The sequence below is a fragment of the Dryocola baronae genome (assembly GCF_051297175.1).
Classification (GTDB): Bacteria; Pseudomonadota; Gammaproteobacteria; order Enterobacterales; family Enterobacteriaceae; genus Dryocola.
In genome coordinates this window covers 3,077,397-3,100,288 of the sequence record NZ_JBINNY010000001.1, presented here as the reverse complement: position 1 = coordinate 3,100,288, position 22,892 = coordinate 3,077,397, and the positions used below count along the sequence as shown (strand labels likewise).

Here is a 22,892-nt window from a genome sequence, read left to right as displayed (position 1 = left end):
GATAGCAGTGCATGCCATTTTAACCGTCTGATGCGGCGTAAATGGAACGAATATACTGCCCGCCTCGCACATCACCAAGGGGCATTTATGGCGATTACTCTTTTCGAAAGCGCGAATTTCCGGCCGTATCGCATCGCGGCCATCGTCGCCTTCATCCAGTTCACCAACGCGCTTGAGTACATGGTATTCAACCCGATCTTCACGTTTATGGCGGCTGATTTTTCCGTACCCATCACCTGGGCCGGATACGTGACCGGCGTTTATACCCTGGCGGCTGTTGTCTCCGGGATAGCCGCCTTCTTCTGGGCGGATAGGGTGGATAAGAAACGCTTCTTACAGCTCAACATGCTGACGCTTGGCGTGCTGACCGGCATGATTACGCTAACCGGCGACTTCAGCGTGCTGATCGTTATTCGCCTGCTGGCCGGGTTTGCGGGCGGTACGACGATGGGGGTTGGCATGGGGCTGTTGATTAACGCGGCACCGCCCGAGCTCAGGTCGCGCATGGTGGCGCTGGCGATTGCTTCATTTTCGCTGGTCAGCATCGTGGGCATGCCCGTTCTGATGTATATCAGCGCGGCCTGCGGCTGGCGGCAGGCGCTTTGGCTTATCGGCATATTTTGCATGCTTAGCGTGGCGCTGGTGCGTTTTGGCGTGCCGAGTTCGCCGCAGCTCATTGAACGACACGCAGGCCTGGCGCTAAACCGCGAAGTGCTGCGTTTTGCCACGGCTAACGGCATCGCGCAGTTCAGCCCGATGCTGTTGATTCCCGTGCTGGTGCCCGTTATGTCGCTCTATATGAAGGTAAGTGATGCCCAACTGCCGTGGATATTTTTTACCGGCGGCATTGCGGGCCTTATCGCCACTAAGGCCACCGGCGGGCTGCTGCATCATTTCAGCGCTACGCGTGTTCTCTGCGTATCGACGGTAGCTTTTATCGCAAGCCTGGCGATTCCCTTTATGCTGCCCGGCGCGGCGCATTTATTTATGGCGCTGTTTATGGCTACGTCCTACTGCCGACTGGTCGCAAGCTCGGTGGTCACGCTGAATTATCCTCAGGATCGCCACCGCGCCGGGTTTGGTACGCTGCAAACGGCGCTCATGTATTTGCTGACGACGGCCGCGTATTTCCTGTCATCGTTGTTGATGTCCAGGGAGGATGTTTCTGCAGGTAGCCTGGCCATGCTTATGCTGGTTTGCGGTCTGAGCGCCGCGCTGCTGCCGGGCTACATCTGGCTCCTTGAGCGTCGGCTCGCGCTGCGTAAAACATAATTTGAAACGGCATATCATTTCCGCTTGCAATTCTTAGCGGGCAAACGATAATCATGCGCAAAATAAGAAGCGTTCTCATTATTATCTTTTGTCAGGGAATTATTCATGCAAGCACCAGATCCTTCGCAGACGGGTATGCGCCCGCGCCTGCTCGCGGTACTGATTAGCGCCGCCACCTTCCCCGCGTTTGCCGCCGACGGCGACGCTGCCTCCGCTGCACAAAACGCCGCGAAAGCCGACACCATCACCGTTACCGCCACGCCGGATAATACCTTCCGCGCGGGCGGCGACGAGCTGGTTCCGGCCTATCTTGACGGCCAGGTCGCCAACGGCGGGCGTCTGGGGCTGCTTGGCGAGCAGGAAGCCGGCAACGTGCCGTTTAATATCATCGGCTATACCGCGAAGATGATCGAAGACCAGCAGGCGACAACCCTGACCGACGTTATCCGCAATGATGCCACGGTGCAGGCGGTGCGCGGATACGGCAACTTTGGCGAATCGTACCGTATTCGCGGTTTCCTGCTGGACGGTGACGACGTTTCCTACGGCGGCCTCTACGGCGTGCTGCCGCGCCAGATCGTTGCCACAAACGTGGCCGAGCGCGTGGAGATTATTAAGGGATCGAACGCGTTTCTGAACGGCGTTCCGCCGGGCGGCACGGGCGTGGGCGGATCGATCAACGTGGAGCCAAAACGCGCGGGCAGCGAGCCTGCGGCCAGCGTCAGCGTTGACTACGGCTCGGATTCACAGGTTGGCACATCGCTGGACGCCGGTCGTCGCTTTGGCGATAGCGACCAGTTCGGCGCGCGCGTAAACGTGCTGCACCGCGAGGGCGAAACCGCCGTCGATAACGAAAAATCCCGCACCACGCTTGCCACCGTTGGACTGGACTACAAGGGCGAGCGTCTGCGCAGCTCGCTGGACGCGGGCTGGCAGAAATCCAGCGTGCACGACGGCCGCATCGGCGTTGGCGTGGGTGCCATTACCGAAATGCCGGAAGTGCCGGACGGCTCGGCGAACTATAGCCAGAAGTGGGTTTACTCCGACATGACCACCCGCTTTGCCGCGCTGCGCGGGGAATACGACGTGCTGGATAACTGGACGTTCTACGGCGGCCTCGGCGGTAACAATACCGACGAGCGCGGCGAGTACAGCGTGCCGAAGCTGCTCGATAACGACGGCAACGCCAGCCTCAGCCGTCTGGGCACGCGCTACGTCGCCGACAGCTTCTCGGGCATGACCGGCATTCGCGGCAGGTTTGACACCGGCGCGATTGGCCACAGCGTTAACCTCGGCTATTCCGGCGTGTACCGCAAAACGCGCGCGGCTTACACCATGTCCGGCTCGTCTAACACCATCAACATTTACGATCCTTCGACGATCGATTTCCCGCCAACGCTGTACAGCGGCGGCAATATGGACGATCCGAACGTGCGTAGCCGCACGCGCACCTCCGGCGTTTCCGTTTCCGACACGCTTTCCGCGCTGGACGAACGCGTGCTGCTGACCCTGGGCGCGCGCCGTCAGGACGTGACGGTGCGCAACTATGATTATCAGGGCATGGAGACGCCCGCCACGCGGTTCGACGCCTTCAAGGTGACGCCGGTTTACGGGCTGGTGGTGAAGCCGTGGGAGCATATTTCCTTCTACGCCAACCACATCGAAGCGCTGCAGCCTGGGCCTACGGCGAGCAGCAAAGCGATTAACGGCGGCCAGGTCGTCGGTATCGTGCAGTCGAAGCAGAACGAAGTCGGCGTGAAGATGGACTATGGCCGCGTGGGCGGCACGCTCGCGCTGTTTGAAATCAAAAAGCCGGTCGGGATGATCGACGACAGCAACGTGTACGGCCTGTACGGCGAGCAGCGTAGCCGCGGGATGGAGCTGAACGTGTTCGGCGAACCGGTATACGGCGTCCGTCTGCTGGGCAGCGCGCTGTGGATGGACCCCGAGCTGAGCAAAACCGCCGGAGGTACCAACGACGGTAACGACGCGGTAGGCGTGCCGCGCTATGCGGTGACGATGGGCGGCGAATGGGATCTGCCGTGGGTGCAAAACCTGACCGCGACGGGCACCGTGACCCGCACGGGTTCTCAGTACGCCAACGCCAGCAATACCGTCAAGCTGGACGGGTGGACGCGGCTCGACCTCGGCGTGCGCTACAGCACGAAGGTTAACGACCAGACGCTGACCTGGCGCGCGAACGTCGAGAACGTCACCGATGAGAAGTACTGGGCGTCGGTTGACGATTCCGGCACCTACATGACGCAGGGCGATCCGCGCACGCTGAAGCTGTCTATGACGGTTGATTTCTGATTTAGGTTGGTAGATGGGTAGTGGTGGATGGCGCTAACGCTTATCCACCCTACGAAAGCCTAAAGCGATGTCGGTCGGATAGGCGTTAGCGCCATCCGACTTTCGCCGTTCGATGCACGCCATCCGACCTTAACCCAGCGCTACTGCTTCAGCGCCCAGATATGATAAACCCCGTCTATCAGTTCGGCTCCCTCCAGCTCTTTCTCGAAGCCCGGGAACTTCTCGCCCCATTCCGCGATGCTGCGGATGTATTGCAGCCACGGCTCCTCCGCTGCGCCAAAGCTTTCGCCCGGCATGACGATGGGAATGCCCGGCGGGTAGGGGATAACGCCGACGGCAGACACGCGATGGGCGAGCTGATCGATCGGCAGGTGATCCGCGATGCCCGCCATATGCTGCTGGAAGGCGATGCGCGGGCGTTTAACCGGCACCGGAATGTTGCCAAACGCGGCGGCCTGCAGCTTGTCCATCTGGCTGGTTTTCATATAGTTAAACATCTCGTCGCACAGGTCTTTTAGTCCCATGCCCGCATAGCGCGCGGCGTCGGCGCTGATGAGATCCGGCAGGCAGCGCTTGAGCAGCGTGTTGTTGTCGTAGTCGTTTTTAAACTCCAGCAGGACGTTGATTAGCGTCCCCCATTTGCCCTTCGTCACGCCGATGGAGAACAGGCACAGCACCATAAAGTCCGTGGTGCGCGACGGCACGATGCCGCGTTCGCCCAGATAGGCGGTGACCATCGCGGCGGGAATGCCGCTGTCCTGCAGGTTGCCGTCGTCGCCCATGCCGGGGGCTAAAATCCCCGCTTTAATCGGATCGAGCAGGCACCAGTCGTCTTCGAGCTGGTCGAACCCGTGCCACTTGTCGCCGGGCTTCAGCGTCCAGCAGCTCGGGTCGGTGGTGAGCTGTTCGCGCGAGGCTTTGGAAAAGGGAACTTCGTTACCCGCGCCGTCGGTTACCGTCGGCGCGTTCCACGGCGAGAAGAACCATTCGCCTTTTTTCGCAAAGGCGGCGTGGACTTTTGCCATCGCGAGGCGGAAGTCCACCGCTTCGTTAATGACCTCCTGGGTGAGCGCTTCGCCCTGGCCGCCGTCCATCATCGCCGCGCCTATTTCGTTGGCGGCGATAATCGCGTACAGCGGCGAGGTGGTTGCCTGCAGCATGTATGACTCGTTAAAGCGCGAGTGTTCGACCGGCTTTTTCCCATTGCGGATATGAATGTATGAAGCCTGGGAAAGCGAGGCGAGCAGCTTGTGCGTGGAGTGCGTGGCGAAAACCGTTGGGCCGCTGCTGTCGAAGTCCTTCGGATCGCCGCGCATGGCGAAGCGGCCTTTATACATCGGGTTGAAGCGCGCATAGGCGTACCAGGCTTCGTCGAAGTGAATCTGGTCCACGCTCTGCGCCAGCAGATCCTGCGCCGCTTCGGCGTGATAGCACATGCCGTCGTAGGTACAGTTAGTCACCACCGCATAGACGGGTTTGTCGCTGACCACTTCGTGCTTCAACGGATTGGCCGCGATGGCTTCGCGAATGCTTTCCGGCTCAAACTGGCGCTTGGGAATTGGCCCGATTATGCCAAAGCGGTTGCGGGTTGGGATGAAGTAAACCGGCAGCGCGCCGGTCATCACCAGCCCCTGCTCGATGGATTTGTGGCAGTTGCGGTCGCACAGCGCCACCTCCAATTCACCAACCACCGCCTGCATCACGGCCCGGTTGGAGCCGGACGTGCCGTTGAGCACCGAGTAGCTGCGGTGCGAGCCAAACACTTCGGCGGCGTAGGTCTCCGAGGCTTTTATCGGCCCGCTGTGGTCGAGCAGCGAGCCCATCGCCGCGCGTTCGATGCCCGTATCGGTGCGGAACAGGTTTTCGCCAAAGAAATCGAGGAACTCGCGACCGACGGCAGATTTTGTAAACGCCACGCCGCCCTGGTGGCCCGGAGCCGCCCATGAATACTCGGGGTTTTCCATGGTGTAGTTGAACAGCGCCCGCGTAAACGGCGGCAGGAGCTGCTCGTAATAGCGTTGGATTAGCGACCGGGCGCGGGCGGCAATAAACTCGGCGGTGTCTTCGTGCATCCAGACAAATTCATTCACCAGCCGCATAGAATCCAGCGTCAGGGTGTCGATGCAGGAGTGTTCCGCCATCAGCAGTACCGGCACGTTTTTATTGCGCCGACGGATGGTTTGCAGCAGCGAAAACGCCTGGCTGTGGGAGGCATCGTCGTTGCCGCCGGAGGTCCAGTCTACAAAAATGCAGCACAGCGAGGCGTCTGAGGTGACGGTGGCGATACCGTCCTCAAAGGTGGCCGCGGAGATCACCGCGAAGTTATTCTCTTCCAGCGCTTCAATCAGCTCGGCGACGGCCCTGCCGTTGGCGGTATTCACGTCCTGAACGCTGCTGTCGACGACCAGTATCTTACGTTTATGGTGCGTGCCTAAATCGAGCATGTCGGGCTCCTGTTAATCGTTAACCACGGGTTTATCCAGCGGGTAGGGGTTTTTGTGGCGACGGTTGTAGTTCACCGTGTACATCGCGGTGATAATCATGATGGCGACGAACGACCACATCACTTCGGTCGCGCCGGAACCCACCACCGCCCAGATGCAGTAGACAAACGCAATCAGCGTCAGGAAAAGGAACGGCAGGCGCTGGTTGCCCAGGTGCCCCTGTCCGACCAGCATCAGCGCGGCGCAGGTGTAGATGTAAGGCACCAGCGTGAAGATGACCGAAACGGAAGATACGACGGCGAACTGCGAGGTGGCGTCCGGGGAGATGCTTGCCAGCTGGAACAGCGTCATCAGCACGCCGACCACCAGCAGCCCGGCGACCGGCGTCTGGTCTTTATTCACCTTTGCAAAAATAGGCGGGAACAGGCCATCGTCCGCCGCGGCTTTGGCGGTTTGCCCGGCGAGCAGCGTCCAGCCCCCGAGGCTGCCTAAACACCCGGCCGCGGCACAGAACGAAACTATTGCCCCGGCGGTTGGCCCAAGCGCCATGCGGGCCGCATCGCCAAACGGTGAGGCGGAGAGCTTCAGGTCGGCGTTGGGGATCATGCCCATGATCGCGGTGGTGGAGAGCACGTAACAAACGGCGGCGATTAGCACCCCGCCAATGGTGGCGATCGGCACGTTGCGTTTGGGATTCTTAACGACGGCGGCGGCTACCGAGGCGCTTTCCACGCCGATAAACGACCATAGCGTGACGCTAAGCGTGCTTTGAATAGCCCCAAAGGTGCCCTTGCCGCTGACGTTCCAGGCGGCCATGTAGGTATCGCTTTTGAACCAGAACCAGCCGAGCACCGCCACGGCGACAATCGGGATCAGCGCCAGAATCGTCGCCACCGCCTGCACGCGGGTGATCATTTTCGGGCCGAGAATGTTTAGCCCGACGAACAGCCAGAGGATGGCGATACAGGTAACGGTGAGCGGCCAGGGCTGGTTGAGCAGCGGGAAGAAATAGCTCAGATAACCGACGCCGATCACCACCATCGCCACGTTGCCTATCCAGCAGGCGAGCCAGTAAAGCACGTTGGTTTGATAGCCGAGGAAGGGGCCGAATGCTCGCCTCGCATAGGCATAAGAGCCGCCGGGACTGTCGTCGAGCGAGGACATTTTGGCGTAGACCATCGACAGCGACAGCGCGCCGATGATGGTCACCGCCCAGCCGAATATCGCGATTCCCCCCGTTGCGGCGAGGCTTGCCGGGAGGAGGAACACCCCGGAGCCCATGATATTACCAGCCACCATTAACATCACCGGGACCAGCCCGACTTTCTGCGCTTCACTTGCCATAAACCCTCTCCTGCAATGAGCTGAATTTTCCGAAAGTTAACCTGCTTTTTGGGAATGGTTTGCTTGTTATTTGGTCAATTCTGAACGCGAATCAGGCTCAATCCCTGTGCGGGGAAAGCCTGTAACGGTAGGGTGAGTCGGTCTGATAGTGCTTTTTTATGGTCCATCTGGAGAAACCCAGACAGTAAGTGATATACGACAGTTGCTGGGTAAGTTTAGACTATTATCAAAGACTAACTGGAGGTTTCCCCATGGGTGAACGAATGTCGGTAATTCAGGGCGATATCACGCGTGTCGCTGTGGATGTGATTGTTAACGCGGCAAACTCATCTCTGATGGGCGGAGGCGGCGTGGATGGCGCCATTCATCGGGCCGCGGGCCCGGCGCTGCAGGCGGCCTGCAAAAAAATTATTCAACAGCAGGGCGAATGCGCAACGGGGCATGCGGTGATCACCGAGGCCGGGAATATTCCGGTCAAGGCAATCATTCACACCGTTGGCCCGGTCTGGCACAGCGGCGAGCGGCACGAAGCCGAGCTGCTGGAGCAGGCGTATCGCAACTGCCTGGATTTGGCGGCGGCGAACGGCTATCGCACCATTGCCTTCCCGGCCATCAGCACCGGGGTTTATGGCTATCCGAAGGAGCAGGCCGCGCGCATCGCGGTTGACGTGGTTTACAAATACATTGGCATCCGGCCGCTGCCCGAAGAGGTGGTGTTTGTCTGCTTCGACGATGAAAATACCCGGATTTATCAGCAGTTTCTGGCCCAGCTCACCTATGGAGAATGAGCATGCTACCCGCCTCGGGCGGGCGATAACGCCAACGACCGCCGAGCACCCCGGCCTGAGCGGCATTCATACGCTGGCCGATAGCCTCGACGCCTTTGCGGCACGCTATTTGCTGTGCGGGATGGCCGAGAAAACCCTCGACGTGCAGTATTACATTTGGGAAGACGATATGTCCGGCAGGCTGCTGTTCAGCGCGCTGCTGGCCGCCGCCGAGCGCGGCGTTCACGTCCGCCTGCTGCTGGACGATAACAATACCAACGGCATGGACGACACGCTGCGCCTGCTGAACGCGCACAAGAATATCGAAGTCCGCCTGTTTAACCCGTTTTCGTTTCGCCTGTTTCGCGCGCTTGGCTATCTCACCGATTTTGCGCGCCTGAATCGCCGCATGCACAACAAGAGTTTTACGGTGGACGGCGAGGCGACGATTATCGGCGGGCGCAACGTCGGCGATGCCTATTTTGGCGCGGGCGAACAGCCGCTGTTTTCCGACCTGGACGTGCTGGCCGTGGGGCCGGTAGTGGCCGAGGTGTGCGAGGATTTTGAGCGTTACTGGAAAAGCCAGTCGGTGTCGACGCTCGATAAGGTGCTGGAGATGACCGGCGACGAGCTGCACTCCCGCGTCCAGCTGCCGGAGCACTGGCAGGACGATCCTATTGCACGGCGCTATCTCGACAGGCTGACAACCAGCCAGTTCGCGACCCACCTGGTATCGCGCACGCTGAAAATGTACTGGGCGAAAACGAAACTGCTCAGCGACGATCCGCGTAAGGGCCAGGGGAAAGCGCGTAACGGTACGCTCCTGCCGCAGCGTTTGCTGAAGGTTATCGGCGAGCCGCAGCGGGAGATCGACATTATTTCCGCCTACTTCGTGCCGACGCGCGCGGGCGTGGCGCAGATTCTGGGCCTGGTGCGCAAGGGCGTCAAAATCGCCATTTTGACCAATTCGCTTGCGGCAAACGACGTCGCGCCGGTGCACGCGGGCTATGCCCGCTGGCGTAAAAAATTGCTCCGTCACGGCGTGCAGCTTTTTGAACTGAAGCCGCAGCATGATGGCCGCAACGTGCCGCATGACCGCGGGTTGACCGGGAACTCCGGCTCCAGCCTGCATGCGAAAACGTTCAGCGTGGACAAGCAGCAGGTGTTCATCGGCTCGTTTAACTTCGACCCGCGATCGGCGATGCTCAATACCGAGATGGGTTTTGTTATCGAGAGCGCAACGCTTGCTGAAGATATTCACGCACGGTTCACGAAAAGCCAGAAGGACGCCGCCTGGGCGCTGCGCCTCGACCGTTGGGGCAGGGTGAACTGGGTAGAAAATCGCGATGGCAAAGAGGTGGTCTGGAAAAAGGAGCCGCACACGCGCTTCTGGCAGCGCGTGCTGGTGCGCCTGGTTTACCGGCTGCCGGTAGAGTGGCTGTTGTAGGGCGGAAGCGTGGGGACCATTGTCGGGTGGCGGCTTGCGCCTTACCCGACCTACGTTGTCGGTTTTGTAGGGTGGATAAGCGAGCGCGCCATCCACCGCAATTGTCGGGTGGCGGCTTGCGCCTTAATCGACCTACGTTGTCGGTTTTGTAGGGTGGATAAGCGAACGCGCCATCCACCGCAATTGTCGGGTGGCGGCTTGCGCCTTAATCGACCTACGTTGTCGGTTTTGTAGGGTGGATAAGCGAACGCGCCATCCACCGCAATTGTTGGGTGGCGGCTTGCGCCTAACTCGACCTACGTTGTCGGTTTTGTAGGGTGGATAAGCGAACGCGCTATCCACCGCAATTGTCGACCGCTGATTTAATTAAACCGTTTTCGCCACTTTATTCTGCGGCTTGCCGGAGAACAGGAAGCGCAGCACCGGAATACGTAAATGGATCTCATAAAGTATTACCGCAATTCCCACCACAAAGATTAATCCCGCAATAAAACCCAGCGTATTCGAGGCGATATGCGGCGTAATAAATGCGCCGAAGAACAGCGTCAGCGGGTGGTGCACCAGGTAGATAAACAGCGAGGCGTTAACGAAATAGGTCACGCGGGCAGACTGGAAGTTAAGCAGCCTGTGGCCGAGGGAGAACACCACGTTCACCATCCACAGGCCCATCAGCATGGTAATCACGCTTTCCGTTTCGTACATCCATGCATCGCCGCTGCCGTAGCGTTGGTTAAGCAAATAGGCGACGAAAGCGAGCGCAGCACCGACCGCGCACAGCGGGGAAGGGGTGGTAAACAACGCCTTCAAATTCGGGCGGGTAAAGGCGAGCGCGCCAAGCAGGAAGAACGGCAGATAAAAGAGGGTTTGCATTACCACGAAATTAAACAGCCCATCGCTTAATAACGGTGCGTGAATAATAAAAATGGTGCGACGAATTGCGCCGTATAAAATACCGAAGGCAAGGAATAAAATTGAGAGCCTTCCTAAGGAATAATCTGCGGAATTATTCTCTTTATGCCGTGTGATGTACCTGTTCATCTTTTTAAACAAAAAAAGGCAAACGGTCGTTAATACCACCATCACCAGTAAAAACCACAAATGCGACACCAGCTCCCAGACGAGCGTGTTGTACTTTTCGTAGGCGCTCAGGTTATGCCAGTTGGCAGATTTGCCGTTCACATATTGCAGCATCATAAACTGTGGCAGGGTGAGCAGCGGGATGGCGGTAAGCATCGGAATGCCAACGCGCTCAACGCGTACTTTCCACCAGCGTTTAAGCGGATAGCGCAAAAAAAGCATATAGGAGAAATAACCGGAAATGACGAAAAACACCTGCATGCGGAAGGCGTGAATGAAGTCATTAAACAAGGTCAGCCACCACGAGGGCAGGGCGCTGTTCACGTGCCACTGATGGCTTGAGTAGATTAACGAAATGTGGAACGGGATACCCAATAACATTAACCATGCCCGGATAGAGTCCAGGAAAAATTCGCGTTGCTGAGGTGTGTTACTCATAATACTCCAAACATTATCGGACTAATCGTCTTATCCTTTAGATATCTATCCTTCAGGCTCTACGGCTTATTGGGATGACTTTCCGTGGCAACCCTACACTAACCATGACATTCTGTCTGCAAGGGGACTCTTAAAGCGTAAGCAGTTGTCTTTTTTTGCTTAAAGCCTGAGCCAGCGTGCTGAACAATGCGGGTATTTGGTTGTCGGAAAGCAGGAGTTTCCATTAAAATGGATTGGATTGATTTAAGCACACAAAGGGGGATGTGCTGGTTAATATGAAACATAAACCAAAAATGATGAAAATGTGTGGGCTGGGCGTTGCAGTGATGTTGTCCCTTTATACCACCTCGGTTTGGGCTTTCACTATCGATGATGTCGCAAAACAGGCGAAAACATTAGCGGGCAAAAGCTACGAAGCACCGAAAAGCAATCTGCCTTCGCAATTTCGCGACATGAAATATGCGGACTATCAGCAGATCCAGTTCAACCACGACAAAGCCTACTGGAGCAAGTTAAAGACCCCATTTAAGCTTGAATTCTACCATCAGGGCATGTACTTCGACACGCCGGTTGCCATCAATGAAGTGACTGCAACCGCCGTCCACAAGATTAAATACAGCCCGGATTACTTTAATTTCGGTGACGTTAAACACGACAAAGACACCGTTAAAGACCTCGGTTTCGCCGGGTTTAAAGTGCTCTATCCGATCAATAGCAAAGATAAGAACGACGAAATTGTCAGCATGCTCGGGGCGAGTTACTTCCGCGTAATCGGTTCAGGTCAGGTTTATGGCCTGTCTGCGCGTGGTCTTGCTATCGATACCGCTTTGCCGTCCGGCGAAGAGTTCCCGCGATTCCGCGAATACTGGATTGAACGTCCAAAACCTACTGATAAAACGCTTACCCTCTATGCGTTGCTGGATTCCCCTCGTGCGACGGGCGCCTATCGCTTTGTGATTACCCCAGGCCGCGACACCGTGGTGAACGTACAGTCTAAAGTTTACCTGCGCGACAAAGTGGGCAAGCTGGGCGTAGCGCCGCTGACCAGTATGTTCCTGTTTGGGCCGAACCAACCGTCCCCAACCACTAACTTCCGTCCTGAGCTGCACGATTCTAACGGTCTGTCTATCCATGCCGGTAACGGTGAGTGGATCTGGCGTCCGCTCAATAATCCGAAACACCTGGCGGTCAGCTCGTTTGCGACTGAAAACCCGGTCGGCTTCGGCCTGCTGCAACGTGGCCGTCAGTTCTCGCGCTTTGAGGATCTGGACGATCGCTACGACCAGCGCCCAAGCGCGTGGATTGCACCGCAGGGCGATTGGGGCAAAGGCAGCGTCGAGCTGGTGGAAATCCCAACTAACGACGAAACCAACGATAACATCGTTGCCTACTGGACCCCGGATCAGCTGCCGGAGCCGGGCAAAGAGATGAACTTCAAATACACCATCACCTTTAGCCGCGACGAAGACAAAATGCATGCGCCGGACAACGCGTATGTTGCCCAGACGCGTCGTTCAACGGGTGATGTGAAGCAGTCGAATCTGATCCGCCAGCCGGATGGCACCATCGCTTTCGTGGTGGACTACACCGGCGCTGAGATGAAAAAGCTGCCGCAGGATACGCCTGTTACCGCGCAAACCAGCATTGGCGACAACGGTGAAATCGTTGACAGCCAGGTGCGCTACAACCCGGTCACCAAAGGCTGGCGTTTGACCATGCGTTTGAAAATCAAGGATGACAAAAAGCCGACGGAAATGCGCGCAGCCCTGGTCAATGGCGATCAGACACTGAGTGAAACCTGGAGCTATCAGTTACCTGCCAATGAATAAGTCTACCGATAACGCGCCTGACTACATTGAGGCACTCCCGCTTTCTGCAGCGCAGAAGGCGGGGCTTCCGACATCGGATCTGCAGGCGGTGCATGAGGCGCTTGACGCGCGCCATCACCACTACGATCGCGCCGACGACTCCCCTTTAGGGTCCGTGAAAGCTCGCCTTGAGGCAAGCTGGCCGGGCTCGCTCGGCGGCGATCAGTTGATCGAAGATGAAGAAGGCCGTGCTCAGTTACAGGCTATGCCGAAAGCGACTCGCTCTTCCATGTTCCCGGACCCGTGGCGCACCAACCCGATTGGCCGCTTCTGGGACCGCCTGCGTGGCCGCGAAGTCAACCCGCGCTATATGTCTAAAGAGGAAGCCGAGGCCGAGCAGAAATGGCGTACCGTCGGAACCATCCGTCGCTACATCCTGCTGATCCTCACCCTTGCACAGACCGTGGTTGCCACCTGGTATATGAAAACCATTCTGCCTTACCAGGGCTGGGCGCTCATTAATCCTACCGACATGGGCGGTCAGGATCTGTGGGTTTCCTTCATGCAACTGCTGCCGTACATCCTGCAAAGCGGCATCCTCATTCTGTTCGCCATTCTATTCTGCTGGGTTTCGGCCGGTTTCTGGACCGCGCTGATGGGCTTCCTGCAGCTGCTGATGGGCAAAGACAAGTACAGCATTTCCGCGTCCACCGTTGGCGATGAGCCGATTAACCCGGAGCACCGCACCGCGTTAATCATGCCTATCTGTAACGAAGACGTGGATCGCGTGTTTGCCGGCCTGCGTGCCACCTGGGAGTCGGTGAAAGCGACCGGCCAGGAAAAACATTTCGATGTTTATATCCTGAGCGACAGCTACAACCCGGACATCTGCGTTGCCGAACAGAAAGCGTGGATGGAGCTGATCGGCGAAGTGCAGGGCGAAGGGCAGATTTTCTATCGCCGTCGCCGCCGCCGCGTGAAGCGTAAAAGCGGCAACATCGATGACTTCTGCCGTCGCTGGGGCAATCAGTACAGCTATATGGTGGTGCTGGACGCGGACTCGGTAATGAGCGGCGACTGTCTGACCAACCTGGTGCGCCTGATGGAGGCTAACCCGAACGCCGGGATTATCCAGTCTTCCCCGAAAGCATCCGGCATGGACACCCTGTACGCGCGCTGCCAGCAGTTTGCGACTCGCGTCTACGGGCCGCTGTTTACCGCTGGCCTGCACTTCTGGCAGTTGGGTGAATCGCACTACTGGGGCCATAACGCCATCATCCGCGTGAAGCCGTTCATCGAGCACTGTGCCCTGGCACCGCTGCCGGGTGAAGGTTCGTTCGCGGGTTCCATCCTGTCACACGACTTCGTTGAAGCTGCTTTAATGCGTCGTGCGGGCTGGGGCGTGTGGATTGCCTACGATCTGCCGGGTTCTTATGAAGAGCTGCCGCCGAACCTGCTGGACGAGCTAAAGCGTGACCGTCGCTGGTGCCACGGTAACCTGATGAACTTCCGCCTGTTCCTGGTCAAAGGCATGCACCCGGTTCACCGGGCGGTGTTCCTGACCGGCGTGATGTCCTATCTGTCGGCGCCGCTGTGGTTCATGTTCCTCGCGTTATCTACCGCTCTACAGGTGGTGCACGCCCTGACCGAACCGCAGTATTTCCTGCAGCCGCGCCAGCTGTTCCCGGTATGGCCGCAGTGGCGTCCGGAACTGGCGATTGCGCTGTTTGCCTCCACCATGGTGCTGCTGTTCCTGCCTAAGCTGCTGAGCATTATCCTCATCTGGTGCAAAGGCTCGAAAGAGTACGGCGGCTTCCTGCGCGTGACGCTTTCCCTGCTGCTTGAAGTGCTGTTCTCGGTGCTGCTGGCGCCGGTACGCATGCTGTTCCACACCGTGTTTGTGGTCAGCGCGTTCCTCGGCTGGGAAGTGGTCTGGAACTCACCGCAGCGTGACGACGATTCCACCCCTTGGGGCGAAGCGTTTATGCGCCACGGCTCGCAGCTGCTGCTGGGCCTGGTGTGGGCCGTAGGCATGGCTTGGCTGGATCTGCGCTTCCTGTTCTGGCTTGCGCCAATCGTGTTCTCGCTGATCCTTTCACCGTTCGTATCGGTGATTTCCAGCCGCGCGACCGTTGGTCTGCGCACCAAACGCTGGAAGCTGTTCCTGATCCCGGAAGAGTATTCTCCTCCGCAGGTGCTGGTGGATACCGACAACTACCTGAAGCTCAACCGCAGCCGCACGCTGGAAGATGGCTTTATGCACGCGGTGTTCAACCCGTCGTATAACGCGCTGGCAACGGCAATGGCAACGGCGCGTCACCGCGCAAGCCAGGTGCTGGAAATTGCTCGCGACCGTCACGTTGAGCAGGCGCTGAACGAAACGCCGGACAAGCTCAACCGCGACCGTCGTCTGGTGCTGTTAAGCGACCCGGTTACCCTGTCGCGCCTGCATTACCGCGTTTGGTCCAACCCGCAGCGTTACTCTTCGTGGGTGGATAATTACAAAGCGGTGACGCTGAACCCGGCTGCTTTGCCGGTTAAGTAAAGGGCGATTGATATGAAACGGCTTCGGTGGATGGCGCGTAACGCTTATCCACCCTACAAAAACCATCCGGATTTGTAGGTCGGGTAAGGTGCAAGCCGCCACCCGACGAAAACGCGAAATGCCGACCTTTTGGGGTCGGCATTTTTTTGCTGAAAGGAGACTTACTTTGTTGAGAGCATTCGTGGTTATTTTGGCGGCCTGCGCCCTGAGCGGCTGCGGAAGCATTATCAGCCGCGCTGTGCCGGGGCAGGGGCATGGCAATCAGTATTACCCCGGCGTACAGTGGGACGTGCGTGACGGCGCGTGGCGCTATATCACGGTGCTGGATTTACCCTTCTCGCTGGTATTCGACACGCTGCTGCTGCCGATTGACGCCAGCCACGGGCCTTACGAGTAACGATTACCGTTCATCCCATTCGTCGGCCGCGGCCTGGCCTTCTTCGGTGTCCAGCGGCGGTTCGAGCTGGAATTCACCTTCGTCCCATTCGTGCAGCGTGTTTTCCTCAAGCCACTCCTGGCGCAGCTCGATGTCCTCGTAGTCCCCGTCAAAGACGCTCTGTGCGGCCTCACCGCTCAGCATCGGCAAACACTCTCCGGTTTCGCTGTCGTCAGCAAAGAATTCTGCCTGCCACATGATATCGCCATCCTGCAGGACGTATTTCTGGATATTGAGCTGCTGGACGTTTGCAGTCTCTTCATCCACGTCCGGATGATCGGCGAGGAATAATTCCCGCGCGGCATCAATGGCTTCTTCCAGCGTTGCGTACATGCTCATGAAAATCTCCTTATGGCAGAGGTCAGGGAGCGGCTGCTCCGTTGCAATTTCATGTTAATTGTTGACGCTGTTCGCAAAGTTGCAAGTATGAGAATAGGCCTGGCAGAAAAAATTTCGTTTAATCGCCCGGAATACGCACCCGCTCGGCGGGGCGACGCAGGCTGATCCATGAATACACCGCGTTAAATAGCACCACGCTTGCGGTAACCAAAAATACCGTCCTGAAGCCGTAGTTAGCCGACACGGCGGCACCGATCAGCGGGCCGGTGACGTTGCCGATATCGCGAAACGACTGGTTATAGCTGAAAATGCGCCCGGCAATCTGGTTGCTGGCGTTGTAAACCAGCAGCGTTTGCACGGCGGGCAGCAGCGCGCCGTCGGCCGCGCCAAGCAGAAAGCGCAGAATGCCGAGCTGCCACGGGTTCTGCACCATCGACATGGGAATGAGCAGCACGACGGAAATGACCAGCGCGCAGATGAGAATTTTCTCGGGGCCGATGCGATCGCCGAGCTTGCCCAGCCGAGGCGCGCTGATCAGCGCAGCCACGCCCGGCACCGAGGCAATCATCCCGCTGATAAACGCCAGGTTGCTGACGTTCCCGGCGAGATCGCGCACGTAGAGCGTAAGAATAGGGGCAATCGACCCGGTGGCGACCTGGATTATCATCGTGGTCACGAACAGGCTCAGCACCAGCCGCGGGTTCTTCAATGAGGTTAAGACCTGGCGGGCGTGCAGCATGTCCTTTTTGTTCACTGGGGTGAACGATTCGCGGATGTACAGCAGGGTGAGAATAAAGCAGAGGAATAGCACGGTTGCGGTGATGAAGAATACCGGGCGCAGGCCGTAGCTGTCGGCGAGCAGCCCGCCGATAACCGGGCCAAGCAGCGCCCCGCTTACGCCGCCGGTAGAAAGCGTGCCCAGCGCCCAGCCGCTTTTATTGCGCGGCACCTGGGTGGCAATCAGCGCGTTGGCGTTGGGCACGAAGCCGCCCAGCAGGCCGAGAAGGGCGCGCAGCGCCAGGAACTGCCAGATATTCTGCGCAAACCCCATCAGCACCATAACGATCGCCATGCCCAGCGCCGAGCGCAGGAGCATGATTTTGCGCCCCTTACGGTCGGCAAGCCCGCCCCAGAATGGCGATGCGATAGCGGAAAACAGGAAGGTAATGCTGAACACCAGCCCCGACCACATGTTCAGGGAGCTGTGGCCGGTAACGCCAAGCATTTCAACGTACAGGGGCAGGAAGGGCATCACCAGGCTGAAGGCTGCGCCCGTCAGAAAGCATCCCAGCCAGGCGACGGTGAGATTGCGTTTCCAGTTAATGCTACTTTCAGGGGGAGTCATAACGCTCCAAAAATCAGGAAAGCCCGCTTTTGAAAAAGCAGGCGAAGAAAGAGAATGATTACCTTGCTAAGTATGCGCCTGATGAATGGAGAGTGGCAAACCGGATCGCTTTTTTAGCTAAATGGGGAGGAACGGCGGGGAACGAAGCGGTTTATGTCGGGCAACGAAGCGCCGCCCGACCAAAAGTTAATAACGCGGAGGAACGCCTTCCGGGCGGGTTTTGAAGCGACGGTGCAGCCACATATACTGCTCCGGAGCCATCATGATGCACTTCTCAATGATTTGGTTCATCCACAGCGCGGTACCTTCCGGCGTTTCAAGCGGCGGGCTGAACTCGGCGGGAAGGATTACCAGCTCATAGCCCTGGCCGTTCGGCTTTCTGCGCGGCACCATCGGCACAATCGCCGCGCCGGACATACGCGCCAGCGTATAGGTTCCGCTGGTCGTCGCCGCCTTGTCCACGCCGAAGAACGGCACGAAAACGCTGCCGCGCGGGCCGTAGTCGTGGTCGGGCGCGTACCAGATGATCTCGCCCTGTTTCAGCGCGCGGATCATGCCCTTGAGATCTTTGCGGTCGATCATGCTTTTATTGGACCGCATGCGGCCCCATGTTTGCAGCCAGTCGAGCAGGGCGTTGTCGTTCGGCCGGTACACCCCGATACCCGGCGTATTCATGCCGAACATCCGTGCGCCAAGCTCAAGCGTCAGAAAATGGATGCCGATGAGCAGCACGCCGCGCCCGGCTGCCTGAACCGCGTGAATTTGATCGACCCCGCTAACGGTACACCAGCGGCGGATACGGCGCAGCGGCCAGAACCAGGCGATCCCGGTTTCCATCAGCCCCAGGCCAACGGATTGGAAATTTTTAACCAGAATGTCTTCGCGCTCTGCGGGCGTTTTTTGTGGAAAGGCCAGCTCCAGATTACGGCGGGTGATTCTGACGCGGCGTTTCATAAAACGCATCGCCAGATGACCAAGACCACATCCGATCCGATAAATAACGGGATAAGGGAGCAGGGTGATGAGGTAAAGCAAACCAATTCCAAACCAGGTTCCCCAATACCGGGGATGAAGCAAGGCGCGCGAGAATTGCGGTAAGTTCGTCATGTAAAACCTTTGTGACGGCAAATGCCGGATCTTCGTGATGGGGCTATTGTGACATTTTTTCATGTCCAGCCAAAATTAACGGCGGCAGAATGCCTGATAAAACATCAAATGTTGTTATTTTTATTGAAGGGTGAGGAAAATGTAGCGCAAATCGCATGGATGTAAATTAACGTTAATTGCTTTATGATGCTGCCCTCATTTTTATCAACGATAGTCGAGCGAACACCATGCCAGTGTTACATAACCGCATATCGAATGATGAACTGCGTGAGCGCATGCTGGCCGAAACCGAGCCGCGCACCACCATCTCATTCTATAAATATTTCACCATTGACGAACCTCAGGCCACCCGCGACGCGCTTTATAAGGCTTTTGTTGCGCTGGACGTGTTTGGCCGCGTCTATCTGGCCCGCGAAGGGATTAACGCCCAAATCAGCGTCCCGCAAAGCCGCGTCGATGCGTTCCGCGAAACGCTGTACGCCTTCCATCCCGCGTTGAACGATCTGCGTCTGAACGTCGCGCTGGATGACGACGGTAAGTCATTCTGGGTGCTGCGCATGAAGGTGCGCGATCGCATCGTGGCGGACGGCATTGACGATCCGAGCTTTGACGCGAGCGACGTTGGCGCGTATCTGAAAGCCGCCGAGGTCAACAGCATGCTGGACGACCCCGACGCCGTGTTTATCGATATGCGCAACCACTATGAATATGAAGTTGGGCATTTCCAGAACGCCATGGAAATCCCGGCGGATACCTTCCGCGAGCAGCTTCCAAAAGCCGTCGATATGCTGCAGGACGACAAAGATAAAAAGATCGTCATGTACTGCACCGGCGGCATTCGCTGTGAAAAGGCCAGCGCCTGGATGCGTCATAACGGCTTCAGGAATGTTTATCACATCGAAGGCGGGATCATTGAGTACGCGCGTCGCGCGCGTGAGCAGGGTATTCCGGTACGATTTGTCGGCAAGAACTTTGTTTTTGACGAGCGCATGGGCGAGCGGATTTCCGACGACGTGATCGCGCATTGCCACCAGTGCGGCACCCCGTGCGACAGCCACACCAACTGCAAAAACGACGGCTGCCATCTGCTGTTTATTCAGTGTCCGAGCTGCGCCGAGAAGTTCCACGGCTGCTGTAGCGAGGTGTGCCGCGACGAGCTGGCGCTTTCGCCGGAAGAGCAGCGCCGCCGCCGCGCGGGACGTGAGAACGGCAATAAAATCTTCAATAAATCCCGCGGTGCGCTAAATACCACGCTGGGCATTCCCGATCCGGAATAACTAAAAAGTGTCTCCCTGCAAAGGGAGACCTTTTCTTGCTACTGGCGAACGCCTTCCACGGAAATAATCAAATCCACGTCCTGAGAGGCTGGCCCCAGGTCGGTAGTGATGTTGAAGTCTTTCAGATGAATTTTGCCTTCCGCTTCAAACCCGGCGCGCACGCCGCCCCACGGATCGTCGCCCTGGCCAATGAGCTTCGCCTCAAGCTTGACCGGTTTAGTCACGCCGTTAAGCGTCAGGTTGCCGGTAATGTCCAGATCTTCACCGTCTTTCTTCACGGCGGTTGAAACGAACGTGGCCTGCGGGAACTTGGCGACGTTGAGGAATTCCGGGCTACGCAGGTGCTTGTCGCGCTCGGCGTGGTTGGTGTCCACGCTGGTGGTGTTAATGGTGACGTTGACCTTATCCGCCGCCGGATTCTTTTCATCGAAGGTGAAAGAACCGTCGAAATCGCGGAAGGTGCCGTACAGCCAGCTGTAGCCAAGATGCTGGATGCGGAAATTAACGAAGGCGTGCTGCCCCTGCTTATCAATTTTATAGTCGGCGGCCACGGCGGAACCGGTCGTAAAGACTAGCGCGCCCAGGGCTATTCCCAGCAGGCTTTTTTTCATCATCATTCGCTCCATAGTTAACGAGAAGGTTTCCCCAGCATCCGCTTAAGGGTGACGTCTTTATCAATAAAGTGGTGTTTTAGGGCGGCGAGACCGTGCAGCACGGACAGCACCACTACGCCCCAGGCAAGCCACAGGTGCAGCGTGCCGGCAAGGTCTGCCTGCGCGCCAAAATCGCTGAGGGTGGCGGGGACGTCGAACAGGCCAAACACGCTGACAGGCTTGCCGTCCGCCGTGGAAATCAGATAGCCGCTAAGCAAAATGGCAAACAGCAGCACGTAAAGCAGCAGGTGTGCCGCCACGGCGCTGACGCGCGTCACCTTTGAGTAATTGGCAAGCGGAGGCGGCGGCGGGGAGATAAAGCGCCACAGCACGCGAACGACCATCACCAGCAGCACGATCATGCCGATACTTTTATGTAGCTCGGGGGCTTTGTGATACCAGCCGTCGTAATAGCCGAGCGTGACCATCCACAGGCCGAGGCCGAACATGCCGTAAACGGTCAGCGCAATAAGCCAATGTATAAGTACCGAAAGGTGTCCGTAGCGATCCGGAGTATTACGCCATTGCATAAGTATGCGCCCGTCAGGGAAGATGAATAATGCAGACCATAAACGGTTAATTAACTAAAATGCAACACAAAACGGGCGGGCGAGGAATAATAAAAATCTACGTCGAAAAAATTGATTGATAATCGCGTGGGATATTCATTTTGTGAGAACAAAAATGGCATTGCGGGGTTTTCATCTTGAATTTGCTGGTGCTGCGGGCGCGATATGAACGTCTTTTATTTGTCTAATAATTTGTACTAAATATAGAGTATATTCAGTTTTATGTCAGTTATTGTCAATATAACGCAGGCGCATATTGTCAGAAAAAATAGAGATAAGCGATATCAATAATCGCCAGCAGCGACCATAAAATAATGTAAAGCATCAGGTGTTCACGAACATTATTGATTAAAAACTGAATAAGACGCTGCATAAATAATCCGTTGGCTAACTGGGCTGAATCGACGATTCATAAGTGATGATTATACCCTGCCCGTGAGGCTAGCCGGAGAGAAAATGTGGGGTAGGCAACCGGCAATCACCCTAAGGCGAAGGCCGGTTGTGACGATCAGCCCAGGCGCGAAAGCGCGAAGGGAGACAAATCGAAATCCGGGGTTTTATCCTGCGCGAACTGGCAGGCGATTTCGCCCAGCACGGAGGCGAACTTAAACCCGTGTCCGCTCAGGCCGGTTATTATCAGCGTGTTGTCGTGGCCGGGCAGGGTGTCGATGATAAAGTCTTCATCCGGCGAGTTGTCGTAGGTGCAGGCCGCGCCGTGCAGGCAGCCGCCCACGCCCGGGAGGAATTTACGCAGGAAGCTGAACACCTCGCTGCCGTCGCTCGCTATGCTGCCGAACGGCCTGCGCTGTTCCGGCTCGCTGATGACCTGGCCGCCGTTGTGCCTGCCGATTTTCAGCTCGTTGTCCTCCGCCGGAAAGCCGTAATACTGGCTGCCGTCGGGCATTTCGCCGGTGAACGCCGGGAAGTGGTTTTCCTCGCTGTAGCGGCCGTCCGCCTGATGCCAGGCGAAGATTTTGCGAACCGGCGTGACGGGCAGTTCCGGCAGGAGTTTTGTCACCCATGTTCCGGCGCTCACCAGCAGTTTCTTCCCGGTGTATTCACCTTCTGCCGTTTCAACTACCGCGCCATCCTCGGTGTGGCGGATACCCGTTACCGGGCAGTTAAACAGCTGCGCGCAGCCGCCCTGTTTTGCCAGGCGAATATAGGTTGCCACCGCAACCTCGCTGCGCAGTACGCCGGAATTCTGTTCGAGGAGGCCAACGTAGCCGTCGGGAACGGCGATATTCGGCCAGCGATCCATGACGTCACTTGCGCTGAGCTTCTCAACCTTCAGGGAATATTTTTCCGCGCTGCTTTCAACGTTGGCGATAAATTCTGAGGATTCTGGCCCGAGGTTGATTACGCCGGTGCGGTGGAAGATCTTCTCGCCGCTGATGTGCTCCAGCGCGTCCCACAGTTTTTGCGCCCGTAGGACAAGCGGGACATATTTCTCACCTTCGCCGTAGGCGTGGCGCATCAGGCGAGTATTGCCGTGGTGGCTGCCCTGCTGGTGCGGCGGGTGGGCTGCGTCAATCATTAAGACTTTCAGGCCCGAGTGGGTGGCATAGCAGCCGGCCGCAGCGCCCACGGAACCGCTGCCTACGATGATAAGATCATAATCCATGTCGCTTTTCTCTTGTCGCGGAAATATCCCTAGCAGGGTAATTAATTCTCATGGAGCAGGCAATTAAAGGGGGCGTAAAAATTAAAA

General features: G+C 57.5%; 18 protein-coding genes. 8 read left to right on the top strand and 10 right to left on the bottom strand.

The window, feature by feature from the left end; translation table 11 throughout:
• Positions 1-87 precede the first annotated feature (87 nt).
• On the top strand, positions 88-1,272 hold the full coding sequence (locus tag ACSPHG_RS14815) for an MFS transporter (protein ID WP_435954277.1): 1,185 nt from the start codon (positions 88-90) through the stop codon (positions 1,270-1,272).
• A gap of 105 nt (positions 1,273-1,377) precedes the next feature.
• Entirely contained in the window at positions 1,378-3,585 is a 2,208-nt protein-coding gene (locus ACSPHG_RS14810; RefSeq protein WP_435954276.1) for a TonB-dependent receptor, read from the top strand.
• Between the two features lie 140 nt (positions 3,586-3,725).
• Here the strand turns inward: ACSPHG_RS14810 and ACSPHG_RS14805 are convergent, their stop codons facing one another.
• A complete protein-coding gene (locus ACSPHG_RS14805; RefSeq protein ID WP_435954275.1) occupies positions 3,726-6,029 on the bottom strand; it encodes an Orn/Lys/Arg family decarboxylase in 2,304 nt (767 codons plus the stop codon).
• A 12-nt stretch (positions 6,030-6,041) separates the two neighbouring features.
• Entirely contained in the window at positions 6,042-7,373 is a 1,332-nt protein-coding gene (gene adiC, locus ACSPHG_RS14800; protein WP_435954274.1) for an arginine/agmatine antiporter, read from the bottom strand.
• A gap of 251 nt (positions 7,374-7,624) precedes the next feature.
• Here adiC and ymdB point away from each other — a divergent pair, with 251 nt between their 5' ends.
• Positions 7,625-8,161 carry an O-acetyl-ADP-ribose deacetylase gene (ymdB, locus tag ACSPHG_RS14795; RefSeq protein ID WP_435954273.1) on the top strand — a complete coding sequence of 179 codons (537 nt, stop codon included), beginning with the start codon at positions 7,625-7,627 and terminating at the stop codon, positions 8,159-8,161.
• The gene (locus ACSPHG_RS14790; RefSeq protein ID WP_435954272.1) at positions 8,106-9,587 is read left to right on the top strand and encodes a phospholipase D family protein; all 1,482 of its coding nucleotides are present in this window, start codon (positions 8,106-8,108) and stop codon (positions 9,585-9,587) included. The genes ymdB and ACSPHG_RS14790 overlap by 56 nt, the downstream gene beginning before the upstream one ends.
• 366 nt (positions 9,588-9,953) lie before the next feature.
• Here ACSPHG_RS14790 and mdoC read toward each other — a convergent pair whose 3' ends face one another.
• Positions 9,954-11,102, bottom strand: a complete 1,149-nt coding sequence (gene mdoC, locus ACSPHG_RS14785) for a glucans biosynthesis protein MdoC (protein WP_435954271.1) — start codon at positions 11,100-11,102, stop codon at positions 9,954-9,956.
• Between the two features lie 293 nt (positions 11,103-11,395).
• Between mdoC and mdoG the strand changes: the two genes are divergently transcribed.
• The 3 genes from mdoG to ACSPHG_RS14770 all read left to right on the top strand — a co-directional run bounded on the left by mdoG (position 11,396) and on the right by ACSPHG_RS14770 (position 15,852).
• Positions 11,396-12,931, top strand: coding sequence for a glucans biosynthesis protein MdoG (gene mdoG, locus ACSPHG_RS14780; RefSeq protein WP_435956031.1), 1,536 nt, complete (start codon positions 11,396-11,398; stop codon positions 12,929-12,931).
• Positions 12,924-15,455 carry a glucans biosynthesis glucosyltransferase MdoH gene (gene mdoH / locus ACSPHG_RS14775; protein WP_435954270.1) on the top strand — a complete coding sequence of 844 codons (2,532 nt, stop codon included), beginning with the start codon at positions 12,924-12,926 and terminating at the stop codon, positions 15,453-15,455. Before mdoG ends, mdoH begins: the two co-directional genes overlap by 8 nt.
• Positions 15,456-15,624: 169 nt before the next feature.
• Positions 15,625-15,852, top strand: a complete 228-nt coding sequence (locus tag ACSPHG_RS14770; RefSeq protein WP_435956030.1) for a YceK/YidQ family lipoprotein — start codon at positions 15,625-15,627, stop codon at positions 15,850-15,852.
• A gap of 3 nt (positions 15,853-15,855) precedes the next feature.
• Here the strand turns inward: ACSPHG_RS14770 and ACSPHG_RS14765 are convergent, their stop codons facing one another.
• The 3 genes from ACSPHG_RS14765 to ACSPHG_RS14755 form a co-directional block, all read right to left on the bottom strand.
• Positions 15,856-16,230, bottom strand: coding sequence for a MysB family protein (locus tag ACSPHG_RS14765; protein ID WP_435954269.1), 375 nt, complete (start codon positions 16,228-16,230; stop codon positions 15,856-15,858).
• 118 nt (positions 16,231-16,348) lie between these two features.
• A complete protein-coding gene (gene mdtG / locus ACSPHG_RS14760) occupies positions 16,349-17,575 on the bottom strand; it encodes a multidrug efflux MFS transporter MdtG (protein WP_435954268.1) in 1,227 nt (408 codons plus the stop codon).
• Positions 17,576-17,761: 186 nt separating this feature from the next.
• Entirely contained in the window at positions 17,762-18,682 is a 921-nt protein-coding gene (locus tag ACSPHG_RS14755; protein WP_435954267.1) for a Kdo(2)-lipid IV(A) acyltransferase, read from the bottom strand.
• Between the two features lie 227 nt (positions 18,683-18,909).
• Between ACSPHG_RS14755 and trhO the strand changes: the two genes are divergently transcribed.
• Positions 18,910-19,959 (top strand): oxygen-dependent tRNA uridine(34) hydroxylase TrhO, encoded by a 1,050-nt coding sequence (trhO, locus tag ACSPHG_RS14750; RefSeq protein WP_435954266.1) that lies wholly within the window; start codon positions 18,910-18,912, stop codon positions 19,957-19,959.
• A gap of 38 nt (positions 19,960-19,997) precedes the next feature.
• Here the strand turns inward: trhO and ACSPHG_RS14745 are convergent, their stop codons facing one another.
• From ACSPHG_RS14745 to solA, 4 genes are all read right to left on the bottom strand, one after another.
• On the bottom strand, positions 19,998-20,570 hold the full coding sequence (locus tag ACSPHG_RS14745) for a YceI family protein (RefSeq protein WP_435956029.1): 573 nt from the start codon (positions 20,568-20,570) through the stop codon (positions 19,998-20,000).
• 17 nt (positions 20,571-20,587) lie between these two features.
• Positions 20,588-21,142, bottom strand: coding sequence for a cytochrome b (locus ACSPHG_RS14740; RefSeq protein ID WP_435954265.1), 555 nt, complete (start codon positions 21,140-21,142; stop codon positions 20,588-20,590).
• 298 nt (positions 21,143-21,440) lie between these two features.
• Positions 21,441-21,554: a DUF2770 family protein gene (locus ACSPHG_RS14735; protein WP_435954264.1), complete on the bottom strand. Its 114-nt coding sequence runs from the start codon at positions 21,552-21,554 to the stop codon at positions 21,441-21,443.
• Between the two features lie 135 nt (positions 21,555-21,689).
• A complete protein-coding gene (gene solA, locus ACSPHG_RS14730) occupies positions 21,690-22,805 on the bottom strand; it encodes an N-methyl-L-tryptophan oxidase (RefSeq protein ID WP_435954263.1) in 1,116 nt (371 codons plus the stop codon).
• Positions 22,806-22,892: the final 87 nt, after the last annotated feature.